Consider the following 16,689-nt stretch of genomic DNA (forward strand, 5'->3'; position numbering starts at 1 on the left):
CGCGTTCATCAACTGATCTCACAAAAAGGATAGTAAAATGACATTCTCCGTTACCACCAAGGTTGCAGCCGCTCTTTGCGTCATGCTTGCACTGAGCTCGTGCGGCAATACGATCCGCGGGATGGGCAAGGATGCTGCAAACACCGTCGATGCCACGCAGAATGCCGGTAACCGCGTCGGCCACGCGGCCACGAAGTAACGCAGTTCACAGCAGTCGCGGCGCGCATGCGTTTGCGCGCCGCGTTTCAACGTGGCAGACGTGGTGCCCAGCTTGCACTTTGTGTGCATTTGGCCGTTGACCTCAGACACGAAGACTGAGACGCGAAAAGGTGATTGGCGAGACCGGGTGTGCTGCGGTAGGACTGCGCTCCAAAGCCTGCTGCCGGAGAGACTGCGTGTCGATTGCCGATATTTCCCTGTTGAGCGCTCTGTTTGCCGGCGCGCTGTCGTTTCTGTCGCCCTGCGTGCTGCCGCTGGTGCCGCCCTATCTCTGCTACATGGCCGGGATTTCCGTTGATCAGTTTCGTGGTGGCGGTGCGGTCGTGGTGGCCCCTGCCGTCAGGCGGGGAGTGCTGCTTTCGGCGCTGTTCTTCACGCTTGGGTTTGCCACGGTGTTTGTGGCACTCGGCGCCGGGGCCTCGAGCATCGGCATGGTGCTGCGTCAGCATCTCGATCTGCTGGCAAAGATCGGCGGGCTGATCATCGTCATCATGGGCCTGAACTTTCTCGGTCTCTTCCGCATCGGGGTGCTTGCACGCGAAGCAAGGTTCCAGAGCGGCGGCAAGCCCGCAACGCTGACGGGCGCCTATGTGATGGGTCTGGCCTTCGCCTTCGGCTGGACTCCGTGCATCGGGCCGGTGCTTGGCGCCATCCTCGGTGTTGCGGCGTCGCGTGAAACGGTTGGCTCGGGTGCCGGGCTGCTTGCCGTCTATTCGCTCGGTCTGGCTATTCCGTTCTGGATTGCCGCCGGCTTTTCCGGCACCTTCATGGGCTTTCTCTCGCGCTTTCGCCGACATCTCGGCACCGTCGAGAAGGTCATGGGCGTGTTCCTCATCCTCACCGGTCTGGCCTTCATGTTCGGCTTTGTCAGCGATGCGGCAATATGGTTCCAGCAGACCTTTCCAATCCTGATGAAAATCGGTTAAGCCTGAGGTCCTCCCGCCGACCTGCCCGCATTGGAATAAACATTGGCCGACATCGTCAGTCTTCTCCTGCCGTTCTTCGGTCTGATCCTTATTGGTTATATTGCTGCCAGAGTAACCAAGCAGCCCGCCGAGGCGATGGGATGGCTGAACACGTTCATCATCTACGCCGCCCTGCCCGCATTGTTCTTCAAGCTGGTCTCCCGTACGCCGTTCGAGGATCTCACCCGGATCGATTTCATCGCGACGGATCTGGCCGCGACCTACTCGATCTTCGTCGCACTGTTTGTGATCGGCCGCTGGATCCGGCGCAATTCACTGGCTGACAGCACGATCCAGTCGTTTGCCGGCGCCTATGGCAATATCGGCTATATGGGCCCGGGACTGGCGCTGATTGCGCTCGGCGATGGCGCAGCCGTGCCGGTGGCGCTGATCGTCTGTATCGAGAATGCGTTCCACTTCATCGTCGCACCGGCGATGATGGCAGCGGCCGGCGACGACAAGCGCTCTCGCCGACAATTGGCCTTCGACATCGCACGAAAGGTTGCGTTGCATCCGTTCATCCTGTCAACGGTGCTCGGCTTCGTTGCTGCGGGCTTAAACGTGCAGCAGCCCCTGGCATTTCAGCGTTTCGTCGATTATCTCGCGCAGGCGGCAGCGCCCTGCGCGCTGTTTGCAATGGGCGTGACACTGGCGCTCCGGCCGATCAAACGCATTCCGGCAGAGATCGGCTACATCGTTCCTGCAAAACTGATCATCCACCCGATTGTCGTCTATCTCGCGCTGACGGCAGTCGGCGGGTTCGAGCCGGTATGGATCTATGCAGCGGTGTTGCTCGCCACGCTGCCGACGGCAACCAATGTCTTCGTCATCGGTCAGCAATATGGCGTCTGGCAGGAACGGGCATCGGCGACGATCCTGATCACCACGGCGCTCTCCGTGGTGACGGTATCGATCTTTCTGGTGGCGATAAAATCAGGCTTTCTTCCGACGTAGCCTGTCCCTGATCGCAGCCGGAATATCCCGCAGGCCGCCGCCGGGCTCGATGCCTTCGCGCATGACGAGATTGCGCAGCGGCGGCAGTGCCGCAAGGATGTGAAGGCCCGCGGCGCGCATCACCTGCACCGGCAGGAAATCGGACAGCAGAGAGCGATTGAGGACGTCGACACTTGCTGTGCGCGTCATGATATCGGCGCGGCGCTTGCGATCGAACTGATTGCCGGCATCGGCCGGTACCGGCAGTTCCGGGCGACCGCAGAGAATGTCGCTGAGCGCCATGACGTCACGCAGGCTGAGGTTCAGCCCCTGTGCACCGATCGGCGGAAAGACGTGGGCGGCTTCCCCAATCAGGGCCACGCGGCCCTTGCCGGAGCGATGTGCCATCATGCCGGAGAGCGGCCATATCTGCACGCCCTCCTCGACGGTGACCTTGCCGAGCAGCGACTGCATACGCTCCTCGACGACATTGCTCAACGCGGCCAGCGACATCTCGCTGCGCGCCTGCGCATCCGACGGGTTCTGCACCCAGACGAGGCTGGAACGATTGCCGGGCAGCGGCACCTGGGTAAAGGGGCCGTTTTCGGTGTGGAACTCGGTGGAGATATTTTCGTGCGGCAGCGAATGGGCGAAGTTCAGCACCATCGCCGTCTGCGGATAGGACCAGTTGCGGGTATCGATCCCGACCGTCTCGCGCAGCATCGATTTGCGGCCATCGGCGCCGATGGCGAACTCGGCGGCCAGCGTCTCCCCATCGGCAAGGGTGATCGCGACGATATCGGCGCTGACCTCGATCGCCGCAGCAAAAGCCGTGAAGCGGGTAATGTTGCCTTCAGCCGATACCGCAGCCTCGAGCACCTCCATCAGAGCCTTGTTCGGAAAATTATAGCCGAAGGCTTCGAGGCCGACTTCAGCGGAACGGAAGGTGGTGGTGGGCGCGCGCAGCAAGCGGTTTGTGCCGTCGATGATGCGCATGGTCGCCAGCGGCGCGGCCGCGGGTTTCAGCTTGTCCCAGAGCGTCAGCCGGTCGAGAAAGCGGATCGACTGGTCCATCAGCGCGGTGGTGCGCCGGTCTTGCCTTGGCGCTGGCGGCGCAATCAGTGCGACGTTGCGGCCGCCGCGTCCAAGAGCAACTGCGGCGATCATGCCGGCCAGTCCGCCACCGATCACCGCTATTTCGAAAGTCTTCATTGCACCGTTCCGTCAATTCTGAAACGGCGAGCCGGCTTTATGCCGCCGGCTTCGCCTGACGGCGCCAACTATAGCTCTTGCCCGGCTCCGCGTCACGGGCAGCCGGCTGATAATAATGCGGAATCTCCGGCAGGCGCTTCTCGGTGAGACGCTTTATCGCAGTCTCGTTGGTGACGGCGAAGCTGTCGATACCGCAGCGCAGCATCAGCGGCACCTGATCGATCAGCACATCGCCGACGGCACGCAGCTCGTTGGTATAGCCGAGGCGGTCGCGCAGCAGCGAGGCGTGGCTGAAGGCGCGGCCGTCGTTGAAGGCCGGGAACGCCACCGCCACCAGCTCCAGCCGGTACAGATAGGGCTCCAGCTTGCGCACATCGTCGGCGGGCTGGATCAGCACACCGAAGCCGACGTCGTTGCTTTCGTCCGCCTTGACGATCAGCTCTTCGAGGCTGAGGATCGGCTTCTGCCCCTCGTCAGCCTTGAGCTCTTCGGTCTCGATGACCCACGGATCGTTCTCGACGAAGCCGGCTTCTCTCCAGATCCTGGTCATCACGCAGCCTCCGCCTTGGCGTCGCCATAGAGCGCATCCTTGAAAGGCTGCGGTCCGACGCGACGATAGGCATCGAGGAAGATTTCCGACGGATCGTTGCGCAGACCGAGATAGGTATCGACGATCTTCTCGATGGCATCCGTCACCTTCTCGGGCTCGAAGCCGCGGCCGATGATTTCGCCGATAGAGGTGTGCTCGTCACCGGAACCACCAAGGGTGATCTGATAGAGTTCGGCACCCTTCTTCTCCACGCCCAGTAGGCCGATGTGGCCGACATGGTGGTGGCCGCAGGCGTTGATGCAGCCGGAGATCTTGATCTTCAGCTCGCCGATCTCGGCCTGGCGATCGGCATCGCCGAAACGACGGGAAATCTCCTGCGCCAGAGGGATGGAGCGCGCATTGGCGAGCGCGCAGTAGTCCAAGCCGGGACAGGCAATAATGTCCGTGATCAGCCCGGCATTGGCTTCGGCAAGACCGATGGCGACGAGGCCGCGATAGACCGATTCGAGATCGGCCAGCGCCACATGCGGCAGGATCAGGTTCTGTTCATGGCTGACGCGGATTTCGTCGAAGGCGTATTCCTCGGCGATATCGGCAATCGAATCCATCTGGCTGTCGGAGGCGTCGCCCGGAATGCCGCCGATCGGCTTCAGCGAGATCGTCACCATGCCGTAATCGGGGTTCTTGTGCGGCTGCACGTTCTGCTGCACCCAGCGGGCGAAGTCCGGATCGGCCTTCTTCCAGCGGGCGAGGTTTTCCCAGCCTTCGGCGCGCTCAGGCAGCGCCGGTGGTGCGAAATAGGCGGTGATCGCCTGCACGTCGGTCTCCGGCAGCTTCAGCTCGGTGTCCTTCAGTTCTGCGAATTCGACTTCGACCTGACGCGCCAGCTCCTCGGCGCCGGTTTCGTGGACGAGGATCTTGATGCGGGCCTTGTACTTGTTGTCGCGGCGGCCGTGCAGGTTATACACGCGCATCACGGCGGTGGTGTAGGACAGCAGATCCTCTTCCGGCAGGAAGTCCTTGATCAGCTTGGCGATCATCGGCGTGCGGCCCTGGCCGCCACCGACGTAGACGGCAAAGCCGATCTCGCCCTTGTCGTTCTTCTTCAGGTGCAGGCCGATGTCGTGGACCTGAATGGCGGCGCGGTCGCGCTCGGCACCTGTCACGGCGATCTTGAACTTGCGCGGCAGGAAAGAGAATTCCGGATGCACGGAAGACCACTGGCGCAGAATTTCGGCATAGGGACGCGGATCTGCGATTTCATCGGCAGCAGCACCGGCAAAGTGGTCGGCGGTGACGTTTCTGATGCAGTTGCCCGACGTCTGGATGGCGTGCATCTCGACGGTGGCAAGCTCGGCCAGCACGTCGGGCATGTCAGACAGCTTCGGCCAGTTGAACTGCAGGTTCTGGCGGGTAGTGAAGTGGCCATAGCCGCGGTCGTAGGTGCGCGCGACGTGGGCGAGCATCCGCATCTGCTTGGCGCTCAGCGTGCCATAGGGAATGGCGATGCGCAGCATGTAGGCGTGCAGCTGGAGATAGACGCCGTTCATCAGGCGCAGCGGCTTGAACGCATCCTCGGCAAGCTCGCCGGACAGGCGGCGCTCGACCTGATCGCGGAATTGCGCGACGCGCTCGGCGACAAAGGCGTGGTCAAATTCGTCGTAACGGTACATCGGCTTCCTCAGACTGCAATGAATGCGGGATCGGCCGGCTTGTAGCCCGGCGCATATTCCATGGTCGGGCCCTGAGCGCGGATGCGCTCGCGAAGGCGCAGCGGCCAGAGAACACCATCAGTTTCCTGAACATCGACGACAGCGACGTCAACGACCAGATTATCGGCATAGGACTTCTTGCCGATCGCCTCAAGTGCGGTGACGGCCTCGGCGTGGCGGGCGACGAGCGCATCCTGCAGGCCGGTGACCCACGCGCCGTTCGCATCCAGCCATACGGCAATGCCGTCCGTCAGCCTGTTGGCGGTCAGAACCTTGTCTACCATAGTCAGCTCCTTGCAAGTTCCTCGGACCGGGCGCGTACACGCACCAGCGGTTCGGACAGTTCGAAATTGGCGCCTGCAACGGCATCGCCGATGATGACCATGACGGGGCCCGTCAGTTCATCGCGATGCTGCAGGTCGGGGAGATCGCGCAGCGTACCGTGCAACAGGCGGCGATCGGCGCGGCTGGCATTCTCGATGACGGCAACGGTGGTATCCGGGGCAATGCCAGCCTGCATCAACCGCTCGGCAACCGAGGCAGCAACCGTGCGACCCATGTAGACGGCAATCGTGGCGCCTGAGACAGCAAGGCTCGCCCAATCCGGCAGGACGTCGCCGGTGAGATCATGGCCGGTGGTGAACACCAGCGACGAGGCGACACCGCGCAATGTCAGCGGCAGCTCGAAATCGGCAGCGGCGGCAAAAGCGGAAGTGATGCCGGGCACGACCTCATAGGCGATGCCGGCGGCGCGCAACGCGGCCATTTCCTCACCGGCGCGGCCATAGACCAGCGGATCGCCTGACTTCAGACGCACGACGCGCTTGCCTTCACGGCCGAGATAGACGAGCAGGTCGTTGATCTCTTCCTGCGACTTGGAATGGCAACCCTTGCGCTTGCCGACCGACAGGCGCTCGGCATCGCGGCGCCCCATATCGACGATTTCCTGCGGCACCAGCGCATCGTAGACGATGACATCGGCTTCCATCATCACGCGCTGGGCGCGCAATGTCAGCAGATCGACGGCACCGGGACCAGCGCCGACGAGCCAGACACGGCCTTCGACCTTGTCGGCGGTTTCAAGCAAGCCATTGGCGAGGCGTCGTGCCTGCGGCAGGTTTTCATTGGCAACGGCATCGGCAACAGGGCCGGAGAAGAAGCGGCGCCAGAACACGCGGCGCGCGGCACCCCTAGGCACACGCTGCTCGACTGTCTTGCGATAGCTGACCGCAAGCTCTGCCAAGCGACCGAGCGAAGGCGCCAGCAGCTGATCGACCTGGGCACGGATCATCTGGGCGAGGACAGGCCCTGCCCCTTCGGTGCCGATGGCAACGGCGACAGGCGCGCGATTGACCAGCGCCGGCGTATAGAAATCGCAATATTCAGGCTGATCGACGGCATTGGCCGGGATCTTTTCGGCGCGCGCGGCGTCAACGATGGCGCGGTCCTGCGCACCGTCGCCAGTGGCGGCGAACACCAACACGGCGTCGCGCAGTTGCTCGGCGGCGAAGCCTGCGCGCACGGTCTCGATGCGGTTGGCGATCAGGTAGGAATGATAATCGGCCTCGGGGCGATCCGTGTAAGCTATGACACGCGCCCGGGTGTTCAACAGCAGGCGCACCTTGGCAAAGGCTTCGTCGCCATTGCCGAAGACGGCCGCAATCTTGCCTTCGACGCGGAAGAAGGCAGGAAACACCGACAGTTGCTCACTCTTGGAAGGCATCATCAATCCATTTCTAAGTTGACGGAATATGCACCGTCCCGCCAATCAAATGAAGAAACAGAAATTCCAAAGGCAGTCCAGCCGCGTATTGTTTTACCCGGCTTGTCAATGATTTGAGCAAAACTCACCGGTGAGGCGCTGCAGGCACACCCCGACCTGCCGCAGCGCAGCAGAAAGCCTGTGGCAAATCCGGTCTTCATGCGGAATCCTCGTTTGCCTCGGGAGTTGCAGAGGATAAAGTGCTGAAATCAAGGAGAACGCCATGTCCGACACCACCATTGCCGCCCGCCTGCTCGACGTTATCGAGCGGGATATCCTGCCGCTGACCGAACAGGGTGTCGGCGCCGGCAACAAGGTTTTCGGCGCTGCCATCCTGCGCAAGTCGGATCTGTCGCTGGTCGTGGCCGAGACCAACAACGAGCTGGAAAACCCGCTCTGGCACGGCGAGGTGCACACGCTGAAGCGGTTCTACGAGCTGGGCGAAAAGCTTGCCACCAAGGATCTGATCTTTCTCTCCACGCACGAACCCTGCACCATGTGCATGTCGGCGATCACCTGGGCGGGCTTCGACAATTTCTATTATTTCTTCAGCCACGAGGATTCGCGCGACGCCTTTGCGATCCCGCACGACCTGAAGATCCTCAAGGAGGTCTTCGGACTGGAGCCCGGCGGCTACCGCCGCCAGAACGCCTTCTGGAACAGCTTCGCGATTGCCGATCTGGTCGAGACCGAAGAGGACAAGGTCAAGGCCGATCTGAAGGCGCAGACGGTGCGGATCAAGGCGCGCTACGATGCACTCTCGACAGACTACCAGTCGTCCAAGGGCGACAACGACATTCCGCTGAACTGACCGAGCGTGAACCGAGAGATCATGGAAGCTTCAAAGGATATTTCGCGCCTGATCGAGATCATGGCAGCGCTCCGCAACCCTGAAACCGGTTGCCCCTGGGACATCGTCCAGACCTTCGAGACGATCAAGCCCTATACGATCGAGGAGGCCTATGAGGTATCCGACGCGATCGAGCGCAACGACATGGACGACCTTTGCGACGAACTCGGCGATCTTCTGCTGCAGGTGGTGTTCCATGCAAGGATGGCCGAGGAAGCCGGCGATTTCTCGTTCGGCGACGTGGTCGAGGCGATCACCAAAAAGATGATCCGCCGACATCCTCACGTGTTTGCCCGCTCGGACGCCGACACGCCAGATGCGGTCAAGATCCAGTGGGACGAGATCAAGCAGGCGGAAAAGCGCGAGCGCGCCGAACGCCGCGCCGTCCGAGGCATCACCGAGGATTTCAAGGCCGGCTTTCTGGGCTCGGTGCAGCGCAGCTTCCCGGCCCTGACCGAGGCGTTGAAGCTGCAGGAGCGCGCCGCCAAGGTCGGCTTCGACTGGTCGGCGCCGGAACCGATCCTCGACAAGATCGAGGAAGAGATTGGCGAGTTGCGCGAGGCGTTGAAATCAGGCGATCAGGCCAAGGTCAGCGACGAGCTCGGCGACCTGATCTTTGCCGTCGTCAATATTGGCCGGCATGTGAAGGCCGATCCGGAACAGTCGCTGCGCGGCACCAACACGAAATTCCGCCGCCGTTTCGGCCACATCGAAACAACGCTCGCGGCCGAAGGCGAGACGCTGCAGGCGGCAACGCTGGAACGGATGGAAGATCTGTGGCAGGCGGCAAAGGCGATCGAGCGGCAGCTTGGTTGACAGAGCGTCATGAAGCTTGAAACGCTCGACATTGCGATTGCAGGCGCCGGCATCGGCGGATTGTCGCTTGCCGCACTTCTGGCGCGCCGCGGCGCCAAGGTGACGATCCATGACCAGATGAGCGCGCCGCAGCCGGTCGGCTCCGGCTTCGTGTTGCAGCCGACCGGGGCCGCGATCCTCTCCCGCATGGGCCTGCTCGACCGTGTGAAGGCGCGCGGCGCCCGGATCAGCCGCATGCACGGGCGCCTGTCCGGCAACGGCCGAACTGTGCTCGACGTCGGCTATCGCCCGGGCGCCTACGGCATCGCCATCCAGCGTGGTGCGCTCTTCGACCTGCTGCTGGAATCAGCCATCGGTACCGGGGTGCGGTTCGAGACGTCGTCGCGGGTCGTCGGCATCGATGCAGGCAGCAGCCCACGGCTTGTGCTTGAGAATGGCATCAAGACAGCGGCTGCCGATCTCGTGATCGATGCCATGGGCGCCAATTCACCGATCGCGGCAAAAACCGCGACCGAGCTTGGCTACGGCGCGTTGTGGGCGACGGTTCCCTGGCCCCAGGATGGCCGCTTCCGCGCCGATGAACTGGAACAGCGCTATCGACGCGCGAGCCAGATGGCCGGCGTTCTACCCGTCGGCACGGCGAATGATGGCGCGATGCCGATGGCGACGTTCTTCTGGAGTATCCGCAACAGCGATTTCGACGCGTGGCGCACGGCCGGACGCGAGTCCTGGATCGATGCGGTGCGATCTTTCTGGCCGGAGGCGGAGATGCTTGCCGTTATCGCCGAGCCGGTGCATGCCCGCTACCGGCATCTGACGCGAACACCCATTGCCGGACTGAACACGGTGAAGATCGGCGACGCCTGGCATGCAACCAGCCCGCAGCTTGGCCAGGGTGCCAATATGGCGCTGCTCGACGCCGCCTCGCTGGCATCGGCGCTCTGCCATGAAGCGACGATTGACGACGCCATCGCGCTGCATTTGGCGCAGCGCCGTTTGCACATCCGATTCTACCAGTTGCTCAGCCGGGTCCTGACACCCTTCTATCAATCCGACAGCACAATCCTGCCGTTCAGCCGCGACATGCTGATCGGACCGGCAACCAAGCTGCCCATCGTTCGCAGCCTGATCACGACGCTGGTAACGGGAGAGCTGCTGGATCCGGTCGGCCGCATTGCACTGGAACGACTTGCGCAAGCTGAAGACTTCGCTTCGAAAAATCAGAGTGCGTTGGTTTAGCCGAGCGCGGAAAACTGCTGGTCAAATTAGCAGTAACCGGCGGCGGTCAGCAGCACGACGATGGCAAGCCTCCAGTGCTTTGCCAATCGACGCAAGCAGGACGATATTGCTCAGCGCTCCCAGTCTTCCTTCGCCTTCGGGCCATTGCCCAGACGGCGCTCGAGTTCGGTGGCTTCCGTCTCGGAGAGGCGCAGGTCGAGCGTGACCGATCCGTCCTCATTGTCCTCGCGGCTGTCGATGATCGCGTGATCATAAAGCCAGGGGAGCAGCGCCAGCTTGTCGACCGGCAGCGTCACCGTTGCTTCGGTGAGAACGCCTGACAGTCTGCGGCTGATCTCCTCCATCAGCGTATCGACACCCTCGCCGGTCACGGCAGAGACGGCAACGACGTTTTTGGCGCCCTCGGCCTTCTGGACCATGGCCTCGTGGAATTCCGGTTCCAGTCGGTCGATCTTGTTCCAGACCTCGATGATGCGCTTTTCGCCCTCGGCCTCGTCGATGCCGAGATCCTTGAGGATGCGCATCACGTCGGCGCTTTGCACCTGGTTGTCGTCGTCGGCCATGTCGCGGACATGGAGAACGAGGTCGGCTTCCAGCACCTCTTCCAGCGTTGCGCGGAAGGCGGCGACCAGATGGGTCGGAAGGTCGGAGATGAAGCCGACGGTATCGGAAAGAATGACGGTGCGGCCGTGCGGAAGCTTCATCCGGCGCAGCGTCGGATCGAGCGTTGCAAACAGCATATCTTCGGCGAGCACGCCGGCGCCGGTGATGCGGTTGAACAGCGTCGACTTGCCGGCATTGGTATAGCCGACCAGCGCCACGATCGGGTGCGGCACCTTGCGGCGCTTGGCGCGGTGCAGCTGGCGGGTGCGGACCACCTGCTCGAGCTCGCGCTCCAGCTTGATGATGCGATCCTGCAGCATGCGACGGTCGGCTTCGATCTGGGTTTCACCCGGACCACCCATGAAGCCGCCACCACCGCGTTGACGCTCCAGGTGGGTCCAGCTGCGAACCAGACGGCCCTTCTGGTAGTTAAGATGCGCAAGATCGACCTGCAGCGTGCCTTCCTTGGTGGAGGCGCGGCGGCCAAAGATTTCGAGAATGAGGCCGGTGCGGTCGATGACCTTGGCGTTCCATTCCTTCTCGAGATTGCGCTGCTGAACGGGCGTCAGCGGATGATCGACGATCACAAGGCCCGAATCGTTTTCTTCGAGACTGTCCTTGATTTCCTGGATCTTGCCGGTGCCCATCAACGTTGCCGGGCGCGGATCGTTGACAGCAACGATCATGCCCTTGACCACGTCGAGATCAATCGCCTGCGCCAGACCTGTCGCCTCTTCGAGGCGGCTTTCCGGCGTGCGGGTGACAGTGGCGCCCTCGGCACTATTGCGGCTGCTGCGTGCCTGCTTGAGCACAGGCACGATCACAGTCGCGCGCATGTCATCCCGGTGCATGACAGCTTCCGGGATGATCGATTCATTCTTGGTATCGCGTGTCGAGATAACTGATGTCCTGTTAGGAAGCGGATTCTTCGCTCTCGAACATCTGCATCGGCTGGCCCGGCATGATGGTGGAGATCGCGTGCTTATACACGAGTTGCGAATGACCGTCACGGCGAAGCAGAACGCAGAAGTTGTCAAACGAGGTAACAACGCCCGTCAGCTTGACGCCGTTAATGAGAAAAATTGTCAGGGAAATCTTTTGCTTGCGAACAGTATTGAGAAATAAGTCCTGCAGGTTCTGAGAACGTTCCGCCATCGCGCCGATTCTTTCTTTATTGCCGGCCTTCACGTGCCGGTGATACTTCTTATTTTTCCATCAGGCAGCCGACAACCCTCATCCCTGCTGCCCGGAAAGCCCTTGGTATCAAATCGCAATCTTTTCCGCAACGTCGAAAAAGACCTCCCGGATTTTATGGGAGACACTGCCTGGATGGCCATTTGCAATCGTTTGCCCGTCGATCGAAACGACCGGGAAGCATATGCTGGTTGCCGCGGTGATGAAGACTTCGCGCGCATTCAGCATCTCTGTCACCGAAAATTTGCGCTCCTCGATCTTCAGGCCGAGCCGGGCGCCGATATCGATCAGCGTGGTGCGGGTAATGCCCTTGAGAATGCCGTGATCGGCCGGGCGGGTGACCAGCGTGCCGTCACCATCGACGATCCAGACGTTGGTGGCAGCCCCCTCCTTCACCATCCCCTCGGCATCGATGTAGATCGCTTCCTGGGCGCCGGCTTCCTTGGCCTGCTGGCGGGCCATTGCATTCGGCAGCAGGCCGACGGACTTGATATCGACGCGGTCCCAGCGGTTGTCGGGGACGGTAATCGCCTTGATGCCATTGGCATTCTTGCCGGCGATGACCTTCGGATCGGTGCTCTTGGCGGTCACCACCAGCGACGGCGGCGTGCCTTCGACCGGGAACACATGATCGCGCCTGGCAACGCCGCGGGTGACCTGCAGGTAGAACAGGCCGTTGCGCACATGGTTGCGGCGGAGCGTCTCGCGAATGACCGTTGTCAAAGCATTGCGGCTCATCGGCCATGCGATGCGCAACTCGCTGAGAGATCGGTCCAACCGATTGAGGTGTCGGGTGAGATCGACGATATAGCCGTGGCGAATCTCGCAGACCTCATAAACGCCATCGGCGAACTGGTAGCCGCGATCCTCGATATGGACCATGGCATTGGAATGCCTGACATACCGACCGTTCACATAGGCTATTCTGGGCATGGTAAACCTGGTTCTGGCTTGGGTGTGGCTGCCGGACGGCGCGTTGCGCCGCCCTCGATTGATCAGACGCCGAGCGACTTCAGCTTGCGGTGAAGGGCCGAGCGTTCCATGCCGACGAACTCTGCGGTGCGCGAGATATTGCCACCGAAGCGGTTGATCTGGGCGATGAGATAGTCCTTCTCGAACATTTCTCGTGCCTCGCGCAGCGGCAACGTCATGATGTGATAGTCGTTCTTGGCCGATACCTTCGGCAGCATGTCGCCAAGATCGGTCGGCAGCATATCGGCGGTGATCGGCGCATCAGGACCGTCTGAGCGGGCGAGAATCATCAGGCGCTCGATGTTGTTGCGCAGCTGGCGGATATTGCCCGGCCAGTCATGCGCCTGCAACACGGCCATGGCGTCGTCGCCGATGCGGCGCGGACGAATGCCGGCCTGTTCGGAAATCTGGCGCATCAGCTGATCGACCAGGAACGGAATGTCCTCGCGGCGCTCGGCCAGCGCAGGCACCTTGACCGGCACGACGGCCAGGCGGTGATAGAGGTCCTCTCGGAACCAGCCTTCGGCAATGCGGCTTTCGAGATTATAAGCGGTTGAGGACACGATGCGGACATCGACCTTCACCCGCTTGGAGCCGCCAACGCGCTCGAACTGCTGATCGACCAGCACGCGCAGAATCTTGTTCTGCGTTTCGCGCGGCATTTCGCCAACTTCATCGAGATAGAGAATGCCGCGATGGGCTTCTTCCAGCGCGCCGATCTTGCGCGCCTGGCCCGGCGAACCCTCGGTTCCGAACAGCGCCACTTCCATCCGGTCGGGCGTGATGTTGGCGGCATTGATGGCGACGAACGGGCCGTTGGCACGCGTCGATTTCTTGTGGATCATCCGCGCCACAAGCTCCTTGCCGGAGCCCGACGAGCCGAGGATCATGATGCGGCTGTTGGTCGGCGACACCTTCTCGATCGTCTGGCGCAGCTGCGAGACCGCGACCGAAGTGCCGATCAGCTCGACGGGATCGCCGGCCTTGCGCTTCAGCTCGGAGACTTCGCGCTTCAGCTTGGAGTTTTCCAGCGCGCGCTCGGCAATCAGGATCAGGCGGTCGGCCTTGAATGGCTTCTCGATGAAATCGAAGGCGCCGCGCTTGATGGCGGAGACGGCCGTTTCGACATTGCCGTGGCCGGAGATCATCACCACCGGGATATCAGGGTGACGGGTCTTGATTTCATCCAGCAGCGCCAGACCGTCGAGCTTGCTGCCCTGCATCCAAATGTCGAGGAAGATCAGCCGTGGTGCGCGGTCGGAAATGGCTGCCAGCGCGCTGTCGCTGTCGTGCGCAGTGCGGGTCTCGTGGCCCTCGTCGGAGAGAATGCCGGAGACAATCTCGCGGATGTCGTGTTCGTCATCGACGACCAGAATATCAGAGGCCATATGCATTTTCCTTGTCACTTGCAGCCGAGGCAAGGGGCGTCATTTCCTGGCGTGGCAAGTGCACGCGGATCATGGCCCCTCTTCCCTGGTCAAAATCAGCGGGTGCATCATGCAGTTCGAGCTGCCCGCCATGTTCTTCAATAATCTTCTTCACGATGGCGAGGCCGAGACCGGTCCCCTTGTCGCGCATCGTCATATAGGGTTCCAGAATACTGTGCCGGTTCTCGACCGGCAGGCCGCGGCCGTTGTCGATCACGTCAACAGTGAAGCGATCGCGCGACTGGTCGAGCGATGCCCTGACCAGCACCCTGCGGTCCTCGCGCTCGTCAGCCGGCACGGCCTCGATCGATTCGACCGCGTTCTTGATCAGGTTGCCGAACGCCTGGCCGAGCATGCGGCTGTCGAACTGGCCCTCAAGCGGCGTTTCGCCGAGTTCCTGCAGAAAGGCCACGTGGCTGTTGCCCATCTCGCGCAGGAAAACCGCATCGTGGAGGATCTTGCGCAGATCGCTCGGCTCCTTGATCGGCTTCGGCATCCGGGCAAAGGACGAGAATTCATCGACCATGCGGCCGATATCGCCGACCTGACGGATGATCGTTTCCGTACACTGGTCGAAGACGCCGCGGTCATCCTGGTTGATCTGCTTGCCATAGCGGCGCTGGATGCGCTCGGCCGAGAGCTGGATCGGGGTCAGCGGGTTCTTGATCTCGTGGGCGATACGGCGCGCCACGTCACCCCAGGCGGTCGAGCGCTGGGCAATCACGAGGTCGGTGATGTCGTCGAGCGTGATGACGTAGGACTCGCTCATGTCGCGCACTTCCTCGCGCGTCACCTGGACGCTGAGCGTCCGGACGGTGCCGGCGCGGACCAGCGCGATCTGCTTGCGGAAATCACCGCGATAGCGTGCCGCTGCCTCGGTCAGGACCTGATCGACCTCGGGGGCGATTTCGGAGAGTTGCTTGCCGAGCATATCCACGGCGTCGAGCGCCATCAGCGTTTCGGCGGAGCTGTTGACGATGGTCACACTACGATCATGCTCGACGCCGATGACGGCGGCGGTAACGCCAGACAGCACCGCTTCGATGAAGCGGCGGCGGTCGTCCACCTCGTCCTTGGCCTCGAGGATCTCGTCGCGCTGGGTGCGGATTTCGGAGATCATCTTGTTGAAGGTGCGCGACAGGTTGGCGACGTCGCCATCGACGGCGTGCACCGGAACGACAATATCCATGTTGCCCGAGGCAACGCTGTCGGCAGCCGTGATCAGCAGCCGGATCGGGCGGACGATACGGTCGGCCACCGCAATGGCGGTCCAGATGGCGGCCAGCAGTACGATCAGCGCGAAGCCGACGTAAAGGATGGCGAAGGCGATCTGCAGCGAGAAGCGCCCCGCCTCCATCGACTTATATTCGGTGGCGTTCTCCTCCATCATCCGCATCGCGGTCATGACCTTGGGATCGACCGCGCGAACCGTGTAGAGAAAAGCGCCGTCGATTGCCTCCAGCTTGATGATGGCACCGACCAGATTGGTCACACCCGGCGGAATGAGCGTCGGCTGACCGGCTGACGCCTTGTTCAAAGCATCCTGCGGAATGGCCGGCAGCGGCTTTTCGGTCTTGATGTCGGCCTGCGTCATCACCGTACCGTCGGCCTGCACCAGGAAGGCACCCAGCAGACCGCGTCCCCGCGCCTGCCGGGTCATCAATTCGGCAAAACCGGTGCGATCGAGGCTGAACAGCTGGCGATTGCGTTCGAGATCGTTTGCCATGGAAACGGTCTGCCCTTGCAGGTAGCTGGCATTTTCCATCATGTAGGCCTGCCCGATATTGCGGGAGGAACTGACGATCGACTGGGTCCTCAGCGCAAACCAGCGGTCGAGACCGGCGTTCAGCGTGATACTGGCAAACAGCGCCACCAGGATCGCCGGCGTAATCGCCACGATCGAGAACAGCACGACGATGCGGATATGCAGTCTAGCTGCGGCGCGCCCGCGCTTGCGGGCCTTGAGCAGCCGCGAGACCTCGCGGCCGATCAGCGCCATCAGGCCGAGCACGAAGAAGGAGTTGACGACGACAGAGGTGATGACGACAGGTGATGTCGGCGCAATCGGCGTCAGGCCGAGCAGCACGAACAGCGTCATCGTCGCACAGAGAAGCGCGCCCCCGGCAAGCACGAGGCCGGGCAGTGCAAACAGCGCGCGGCGATCAGTTACCATGGTAACCGCTTCGCCTTCCGCCGCCGCCGGCAACGCATCCTGCTTCATTCGCTTAACTCTCC

General features: G+C 62.0%; 17 protein-coding genes. 6 read left to right on the plus strand and 11 right to left on the minus strand.

Going from position 1 to position 16,689, the window contains the following annotated elements:
• Positions 1 to 37 precede the first annotated feature (37 nt).
• The 3 genes from GVL52_RS04305 (at position 38) to GVL52_RS04315 (ending at position 2,138) form a co-directional block, all read left to right on the plus strand.
• Positions 38 to 199, plus strand: coding sequence for an entericidin (locus tag GVL52_RS04305; RefSeq protein ID WP_160004221.1), 162 nt, complete (start codon positions 38 to 40; stop codon positions 197 to 199).
• A 196-nt stretch (positions 200 to 395) separates the two neighbouring features.
• Complete coding sequence (locus GVL52_RS04310) at positions 396 to 1,145, plus strand: cytochrome c biogenesis CcdA family protein (RefSeq protein WP_160004222.1); 750 nt, start codon at positions 396 to 398, stop codon at positions 1,143 to 1,145.
• Between the two features lie 42 nt (positions 1,146 to 1,187).
• Positions 1,188 to 2,138, plus strand: coding sequence for an AEC family transporter (locus tag GVL52_RS04315; protein WP_160004223.1), 951 nt, complete (start codon positions 1,188 to 1,190; stop codon positions 2,136 to 2,138).
• Here the strand turns inward: GVL52_RS04315 and GVL52_RS04320 are convergent.
• The 6 genes from GVL52_RS04320 to GVL52_RS04345 are packed head-to-tail and all read right to left on the minus strand — an operon-like array spanning position 2,118 to position 7,514.
• Positions 2,118 to 3,329 carry a UbiH/UbiF family hydroxylase gene (locus GVL52_RS04320; RefSeq protein WP_160004225.1) on the minus strand — a complete coding sequence of 404 codons (1,212 nt, stop codon included), beginning with the start codon at positions 3,327 to 3,329 and terminating at the stop codon, positions 2,118 to 2,120. The genes GVL52_RS04315 and GVL52_RS04320 overlap by 21 nt on opposite strands.
• A 37-nt stretch (positions 3,330 to 3,366) precedes the next feature.
• Positions 3,367 to 3,879 (minus strand): DUF934 domain-containing protein, encoded by a 513-nt coding sequence (locus tag GVL52_RS04325; RefSeq protein ID WP_160004227.1) that lies wholly within the window; start codon positions 3,877 to 3,879, stop codon positions 3,367 to 3,369.
• On the minus strand, positions 3,879 to 5,552 hold the full coding sequence (locus GVL52_RS04330) for a nitrite/sulfite reductase (RefSeq protein WP_160004229.1): 1,674 nt from the start codon (positions 5,550 to 5,552) through the stop codon (positions 3,879 to 3,881). The genes GVL52_RS04325 and GVL52_RS04330 overlap by 1 nt, the downstream gene beginning before the upstream one ends.
• Positions 5,553 to 5,560: 8 nt before the next feature.
• Positions 5,561 to 5,875, minus strand: coding sequence for a DUF2849 domain-containing protein (locus GVL52_RS04335; protein ID WP_160004231.1), 315 nt, complete (start codon positions 5,873 to 5,875; stop codon positions 5,561 to 5,563).
• Positions 5,876 to 5,877: 2 nt separating this feature from the next.
• The gene (gene cysG, locus GVL52_RS04340; protein ID WP_160004233.1) at positions 5,878 to 7,314 is read right to left on the minus strand and encodes a siroheme synthase CysG; all 1,437 of its coding nucleotides are present in this window, start codon (positions 7,312 to 7,314) and stop codon (positions 5,878 to 5,880) included.
• Between the two features lie 2 nt (positions 7,315 to 7,316).
• Complete coding sequence (locus GVL52_RS04345; protein WP_160004235.1) at positions 7,317 to 7,514, minus strand: hypothetical protein; 198 nt, start codon at positions 7,512 to 7,514, stop codon at positions 7,317 to 7,319.
• Positions 7,515 to 7,576: 62 nt separating this feature from the next.
• On the opposite strand from GVL52_RS04345, the gene GVL52_RS04350 reads away from it, so the two are divergent.
• Genes GVL52_RS04350 through GVL52_RS04360 form a run of 3 tightly spaced genes read left to right on the plus strand, consistent with a single transcriptional unit; the run spans position 7,577 to position 10,258 of the window.
• A complete protein-coding gene (locus GVL52_RS04350; RefSeq protein WP_160004237.1) occupies positions 7,577 to 8,164 on the plus strand; it encodes a deaminase in 588 nt (195 codons plus the stop codon).
• Between the two features lie 21 nt (positions 8,165 to 8,185).
• A complete protein-coding gene (gene mazG, locus GVL52_RS04355; protein WP_160004240.1) occupies positions 8,186 to 9,019 on the plus strand; it encodes a nucleoside triphosphate pyrophosphohydrolase in 834 nt (277 codons plus the stop codon).
• 9 nt (positions 9,020 to 9,028) lie between these two features.
• Complete coding sequence (locus GVL52_RS04360; RefSeq protein ID WP_160004242.1) at positions 9,029 to 10,258, plus strand: NAD(P)/FAD-dependent oxidoreductase; 1,230 nt, start codon at positions 9,029 to 9,031, stop codon at positions 10,256 to 10,258.
• Between the two features lie 110 nt (positions 10,259 to 10,368).
• Here the strand turns inward: GVL52_RS04360 and hflX are convergent, their stop codons facing one another.
• The 5 genes from hflX to GVL52_RS04385 form a co-directional block, all read right to left on the minus strand.
• Positions 10,369 to 11,697 carry a GTPase HflX gene (hflX, locus tag GVL52_RS04365; RefSeq protein ID WP_160004896.1) on the minus strand — a complete coding sequence of 443 codons (1,329 nt, stop codon included), beginning with the start codon at positions 11,695 to 11,697 and terminating at the stop codon, positions 10,369 to 10,371.
• A gap of 76 nt (positions 11,698 to 11,773) precedes the next feature.
• Complete coding sequence (gene hfq, locus GVL52_RS04370; RefSeq protein WP_018325164.1) at positions 11,774 to 12,016, minus strand: RNA chaperone Hfq; 243 nt, start codon at positions 12,014 to 12,016, stop codon at positions 11,774 to 11,776.
• Positions 12,017 to 12,124: 108 nt separating this feature from the next.
• The gene (locus tag GVL52_RS04375; RefSeq protein ID WP_160004244.1) at positions 12,125 to 12,988 is read right to left on the minus strand and encodes a D-amino-acid transaminase; all 864 of its coding nucleotides are present in this window, start codon (positions 12,986 to 12,988) and stop codon (positions 12,125 to 12,127) included.
• 62 nt (positions 12,989 to 13,050) lie between these two features.
• The gene (locus GVL52_RS04380) at positions 13,051 to 14,415 is read right to left on the minus strand and encodes a sigma-54 dependent transcriptional regulator (RefSeq protein ID WP_160004246.1); all 1,365 of its coding nucleotides are present in this window, start codon (positions 14,413 to 14,415) and stop codon (positions 13,051 to 13,053) included.
• Positions 14,405 to 16,675 carry a PAS domain-containing sensor histidine kinase gene (locus GVL52_RS04385; protein ID WP_160004248.1) on the minus strand — a complete coding sequence of 757 codons (2,271 nt, stop codon included), beginning with the start codon at positions 16,673 to 16,675 and terminating at the stop codon, positions 14,405 to 14,407. The genes GVL52_RS04380 and GVL52_RS04385 overlap by 11 nt, the downstream gene beginning before the upstream one ends.
• Between the last annotated feature and the right edge of the window lie 14 nt (positions 16,676 to 16,689).

The sequence above is a fragment of the Rhizobium sp. 18055 genome (genome assembly GCF_902706285.1).
In the GTDB taxonomy this organism is placed as follows: domain Bacteria; phylum Pseudomonadota; class Alphaproteobacteria; order Rhizobiales; family Rhizobiaceae; genus Rhizobium.